The following is a 568-nucleotide window of genomic DNA, read 5'->3' on the forward strand; positions in this document are numbered from 1 at the left end:
GAGTTGCATCGAATAATGAACCGTAAGTCATACCAACTACATCAGAAGATACGATTTCGTCTTCAGTGTAACCGAATGATTCGTCAGAAGCTTGTTTCATTGCTTCGTTAACTTGTTCAACTGTTACGTCTTTTTCTAATACTACTGTTAATTCAGTTAATGAACCAGTTGCAACTGGAACACGTTGTGCACCACCGTCTAATTTTCCGTCGATTTCAGGAATTACTTTACCGATTGCTTTAGCAGCACCAGTTGAGTTAGGGATGATGTTTTCTGCTGCAGCACGAGCACGACGTTTGTCGCCTTTTCTGTGTGGAGCATCTTGAGTATTTTGGTCACCAGTGTAAGCGTGGATAGTTGTCATTAAACCTTCAACTAAACCGAACTCATCACTTAACACTTTAGCTACAGGAGCTAATGAGTTAGTAGTACATGATGCACCTGATACTACTGTTTCAGAACCATCTAATTCATCGTGGTTAGTGTTGTAAACGATTGTTTTTAAGTCACCAGTTGCTGGAGCTGAGATTAATACTTTTTTAGCACCTGCGTCAACATGAGCTTGTGC

Annotated in this window: 1 protein-coding gene; it reads right to left on the minus strand. The window is 40.5% G+C overall.

What is annotated here, in order from left to right; genetic code table 11:
* Window positions 1–568: type I glyceraldehyde-3-phosphate dehydrogenase (locus AB840_RS15650; protein ID WP_048515729.1), on the minus strand; the 568-nt coding region annotated here is incomplete at both ends.

It is taken from the genome of Megasphaera cerevisiae DSM 20462 (genome assembly GCF_001045675.1).
GTDB classification, from domain to species: domain Bacteria; phylum Bacillota; class Negativicutes; order Veillonellales; family Megasphaeraceae; genus Megasphaera; species Megasphaera cerevisiae.